Source organism: Desulfosporosinus metallidurans (assembly GCF_001936615.1).
Taxonomy (GTDB): domain Bacteria; phylum Bacillota; class Desulfitobacteriia; order Desulfitobacteriales; family Desulfitobacteriaceae; genus Desulfosporosinus; species Desulfosporosinus metallidurans.
In genome coordinates, this window is the sequence record NZ_MLBF01000137.1 from 1 (window position 1) to 1,971 (window position 1,971).

The following is a 1,971-nucleotide window of genomic DNA, read 5'->3' on the forward strand; positions in this document are numbered from 1 at the left end:
CCTCCTTGTAAGATAAATATAGGGTTCAGGTCTTAAAACAAACCCGAACGTTCTTTGAAAATCTAATCCTTATTGTTCAGATGAATCATTTGACACACTATCACTAAACATCATGGTATAATCGTTTCTTGTCAGAGAGATAGATGTGCGTTCCTCCTGGATCCCTCTTTTGAGGACTTATCCGTGAATTAGCGTGTCACTCCACAAGAATGATTCGATGTTTAGCTGGTTGGGTCACGGCTTTCGTGTTACCCGTTTCAAATGCAAGGTTGTTTGACATTCTTCTTTAGTGGATGCTCTGATTCATCTGTTTGAAAGGTCGTGTTTTTTTGTCTCAGTTTTTAAACGATTTCGTCGTCGGAATCGATGTTTCTTCGGAATTCTCCCTTGTTGCTATGCTCGCTCCCAATGGCGAACTTATTCGTAAACCCTTTAGGATTGATCATAATCCCGCAGGCTTTCATAAACTGCTCGATATTCTAAAAAAAGAAGAAGAGCGGTTAAAACGAAAGCCCATCTACTTCGTAGAATCTACGGGTATCTTTCATTTACCACTCTTCTTCTTCTTAAGATCGAATGACCTCAAGGGTTTTGTGCTTAATCCCTTGTGTGTCCATTCTACCAAGAATTTCGACTTAAGAAAAGTGAAAAATGATAAGAAAGATGCTGAAGCGATCGCTAGGCTGGCTAAATACCAAGATGTGAAAGTCTCCATGGTACCTGAACCTCAAATTCTTGCTTTGCGTATGATGACGAGGGAGTATTACGCCCTTTCAGATATGCTTACGGAGATGAAGAACAGGCTCTGTACAGATCTTTACCTGCTTTTTCCGGGATTTCTTAACGCGTTCTCGGGGACTCTTGGTAAAACGGCGTTAGCCGTTCTGAAGAGTTATCCCTCGCCTAGAGCCATACAAAAGGCTGACCTTGAGACTCTTACTTTGCTGATCTCTAAAACAAGTCGTAAGAGTTCTGCATGGGCTTCTAACAAGGTAAAACAGCTTCAAGAATGTGCTCAGCTTGCTTCTTCTATGCCCCAAGAGTTTTCATTGCTTGACGCTAAAATCAAGGTTCATATTGATGGCATAGAAAACATGCAGACCAGTTTAAATGGTATCGAAGCACAGATCCATACGATGATTGAGTCTGATCAGTTTCCAGCAAGTGCAAGACGAAATATTGAACTTCTGGATGAAATACCCGGTATTGGCTTTTTGACAGCTGCTACGCTCATTGCAGAGATCGGAGATTTTACCCTTTTCAAATCTCCTAAAGCTTTCACGGCCTTCTTTGGTATTGATCCCTCGGTCAATCAGTCGGGTAAATTCAATGGGGACAGAAATAAAATTTCTAAACGGGGCACACGGTTTGGAAGAAGAGTTCTTTTTACAGCCGCTATGGCCTCCATTCGAACAACACGGAAGGGTGAGGAGATTAACCCTGTTATGCGGGATTTTTATACCTCTAAATGCGTCAATAAGAAGAAAAAGGTCGCTCTCGTGGCCGTTATGCACAAACTTCTCCACTACATCTTTGCCGTTCTACGTGACCAAAAGTCCTTTGAAATTAGGAAGCCCGAAGATCATCAATCTTGGAGAACAACAAAGCTTCAACCCGTGGCTGCCTGAGGCAGAATATATCTGGATTAGATAGAACTCGCTCGATTAGTGTCAAGGGTGATACGAGGGATACCGGAGGCCTTTAGGCTGAGGATATGCTCGCCGATCCGCCCATTGACACGTACACTGCACCCAAACGCTTAGAGACGGCAAAGTCTCTTTTCACCCTAAAGAATTACCCCAGATTAAAAGAGAGTTTGCTTGGCAAGCGCCGAGCGTTTCGTGTCCCTAATCAAACATCGGTTTTAGTCATTGTTCGGATTTTTCAGTGGCTTAGTTCGTTGTACCCTCCTTTTCAGCAACAAAAGTTTAAGAATTAATCAGAGAAGTTCTTGACTTTTATTAGCTGGTC

Annotated in this window: 1 protein-coding gene; it reads left to right on the forward strand. The window is 42.5% G+C overall.

Annotation, left to right across the window (positions count from 1 at the left end; translation table 11 throughout):
* The first annotated feature begins 329 nt into the window (after positions 1-329).
* On the forward strand, positions 330-1,628 hold the full coding sequence (locus DSOL_RS25935) for an IS110 family RNA-guided transposase (protein WP_075367577.1): 1,299 nt from the start codon (positions 330-332) through the stop codon (positions 1,626-1,628).
* Positions 1,629-1,971 lie beyond the last annotated feature (343 nt).